Source organism: Roseiarcus sp., from assembly GCF_052145395.1.
In the GTDB taxonomy this organism is placed as follows: Bacteria; Pseudomonadota; Alphaproteobacteria; order Rhizobiales; family Beijerinckiaceae; genus Roseiarcus.
Genome location: NZ_JBKQOT010000863.1, coordinates 1 through 2,848 on the forward strand (window position 1 = coordinate 1; position 2,848 = coordinate 2,848).

A 2,848-nucleotide genomic window follows, 5' to 3' on the forward strand; every position below is an offset into this window, starting at 1 on the left:
ATGAAGTTGAAGATACGGGCCACGTCCCGGCCGATCGCCGGCTCCGCAGTGAAAAGGGAAATGTCGGTGTAGATCTTCGCGGTCACCGGATGGTAGTTCCCGGTGCCCAGATGGCAGTAATTGACCAATGTCCCGCCCTCGCGGCGCACCACCATCGATAGTTTCGCGTGGGTCTTGAGCTCGATGAAGCCGTAGACGACCTGCGCGCCGGCGCGCTCGAGATCGCGCGCCCAGCGGATGTTGGCCTCCTCGTCGAAGCGCGCCTTGAGCTCCACCAGCGCCGTCACCGACTTGCCCGATTCCGCCGCCTCGACCAGCGCGCGCACGATCGGGCTGTCGGCGGAGGTCCGATAGAGGGTCTGCTTGATCGCCACGACATTGGGATCGCGCGCCGACTGGTTCAGGAACTGAACCACGACGTCGAAGGATTCATACGGGTGATGAACCACCAGGTCCTTCTGCCGGATGGCGGCGAAGCAGTCGCCGGCTTGCTCCTTCACCCGCTCGGGAAACCTCGGGTTGTAGGGTGGAAACTTCAGCTCCGGCCGGTCGACGGCGACGAGTTGCGACAGGTCGTTGAGCGCAAGCATGCCGTCGATCCGCACGATTCCGGACGGCACCACGTCGACGTCCCCCGCGACGAAGGCGCGCAGCCGCTCGGGCATGCTGGCCTCGATCTCCAACCGGATGACCGAGCCGCGGCGGCGGCGCTTGAGCGCGCTCTCGTAGAGGCGCACGAGATCCTCAGCCTCCTCCTCGACCTCGATGTCGCTGTCGCGAATGACCCGGAACGCGCCTTCGCCGAGGACCTCGAAACCGGGAAAGAGCAGCCCTATGAAGGCGACGATCATCCGGTCGAGGGAAAAGTAGCGCGCGGTCACGCCGAGCGGGCTGTCGGGCAGGCGCACGAAGCGCTCGACGCTGCTCGGAATGCGCACGAGCGCGCTCATCGTCCGCCCATCCTGCGGATTGAGAAGCTCCAGCGCCAGCGTGAACCCGAGGTTCGGGATGAACGGGAATGGGTGCGCCGGATCCACGGCGAGCGGCGTCAGGATCGGGAAGACATGCTGCAGAAAGTGCTCCTGCAGCCAGTCGCGCTCGCGGCGGGTCAGATCGGCCACGTCGAGGATCACGATGCCGTTCGCCGCAAGCTCCCTGCGCAGCGCCCGCCAGCGCTCCTGCTGGGATGCGACCAGAGCAGCGACCCGCTCGCCGATGCGCTCGAGCTGCTCGGCCGGGGTCAGGCCGTCCTCCGAAATCTCCGCAACGCCGGTAAGAACCTGCCCGACCAAGCCCGCCACGCGGACCATGAAGAACTCATCGAGGTTGTTGGCGGAAATCGACAGGAACCGCAGTCTTTCCAGGAGGGGATGGTGCGGGTTCGCCGCCTCCTCCAGCACGCGCCCGTTGAACTCGAGCCAGGACAGCTCGCGGTTGATGAAGCGTTCCGGCGAGGCCATCAGGGGCGAGGGCGCCGCCTCTTCCGGCGCCGACTCAACCGTATCCATCTCTATCGCTTTCGTCGCAACGGCCCGCGCCACGGGAAATCTCCAAGCTTCAAACGGACTCGATTGTGAATCGAATCGGCCGCCGCGCCAAGCGCGGTCTCACTCGGCCCCGCGCCCGGCGCGTATCGCGCGCGCGACCGTGGCGAGCGCCTCCGGATAGAGCCGGTGCTCCTCGACCAGCACGCGGGCGGCGAGCCTGTCGGCGTCGTCCCCCGGCAAAACAGGCACGCGCGCCTGCGCGACGATCGGCCCCGCGTCGAGGTCCGCGGTGACGAAGTGGACCGTGCAGCCGTGCTCGGCCCGCCCCTCAGCGAGCGCGCGCTCGTGGGTTTGAAGGCCCCTGAGGTCGGGCAGCAGCGACGGGTGAATGTTGAGGATCCGGCCGCGCCACCGCTCGACGAAGGCCGGGCTCAGAATGCGCATGAAGCCGGCGAGGCAGATAAGCTCCGCCTCGGCGGCGGCGAGCGCGACGGTCATCGCCGCCTCGAATTCCGGCTTGCCGGCGAAGCGCTTGGCGTCGAGGCCCAGAGCGGCGACGCCCGCCAGCTGCGCGGCCCTAATCCCGGCCGCTTGGGGCTTGTCGGACAGGACGAGCGCAATTTCGGCCGGGAAATCCTTGTTCCGCGCGGCCTCGATCAGGGCGCTCATGTTCGAGCCGCGCCCCGAGATCAGCACGCCCGTCCGCACTCTTCCGGTCATAGAGCCAGCCGCCCCCGCGTCTCGACGCACGGTCCGCGGGACTGTTCGAGCCGTCCGATCAGAATGGGGCTGAGGCCGGCGCGCTCGAGCGCGCCCCTCGCCTCGTCTTCGCGCTCGGCCGCGGCGAACGCCGCCATGCCGAAGCCGCAGTTGAACGTCCTCAGCATTTCCGCCTCAGAGACCGCGCCGACGGCCGCGAACCAGGAAAAAACCGGCGGCGGCGCAAAGGCGGCGAGGTCGAGCGCAACCGTCAGTCCCTCGGGCAGCACGCGCGGCAGATTCTCCGGATAGCCGCCGCCGGTGATATGCGCGAGCGCCAGCACGCCGGAGGTCTGCTTGAGGACCTGAAGGAGCGGCCGCACATAAAGCCGGGTCGGCGTGAGGAGCGCCGCGGCGAGCGTCCGCGACGGCTCGAAAGGCGCCGGCGCGTCCCACTCGAGCCCCGATACCGCGACGATCCGCCGCACCAGGGAGAAGCCGTTCGAATGCACGCCGGACGACGGCAGGCCGAAAACGGCGTCGCCGGCCTTGAGCCCGCTCCTCGGCAGCAGCGTCCCCCGCTCGGCGGCGCCGACGGCGAAGCCGGCGAGATCGAAGTCGCCGTCGGCGTAAAGGCCCGGCATTTCCGCCGTCTCGCCGCC

Annotated in this window: 3 protein-coding genes; all 3 read right to left on the reverse strand. The window is 68.6% G+C overall.

Features of this window, described 5'->3' with window-relative positions; genetic code table 11:
- Positions 1-1,508: polyphosphate kinase 1 (gene ppk1 / locus ACLP25_RS30000; protein WP_442472745.1), on the reverse strand; the 1,508-nt coding region annotated here is incomplete at its 3' end.
- Between the two features lie 99 nt (positions 1,509-1,607).
- Positions 1,608-2,207, reverse strand: a complete 600-nt coding sequence (gene purN, locus ACLP25_RS30005) for a phosphoribosylglycinamide formyltransferase (RefSeq protein ID WP_442472743.1) — start codon at positions 2,205-2,207, stop codon at positions 1,608-1,610.
- On the reverse strand, positions 2,204-2,848 hold a 645-nt coding region (locus ACLP25_RS30010; protein WP_442472744.1), incomplete at its 5' end, for a phosphoribosylformylglycinamidine cyclo-ligase. The genes ACLP25_RS30010 and purN, both read right to left, overlap by 4 nt.

What these genes read in the sequence shown, in the direction of transcription:
- purN (WP_442472743.1), bottom strand. Translation starts at nt 2,207, where the DNA reads ATGACCGGAAGAGTGCGGACGGGCGTGCTGATCTCGGGGCGCGGCTCG.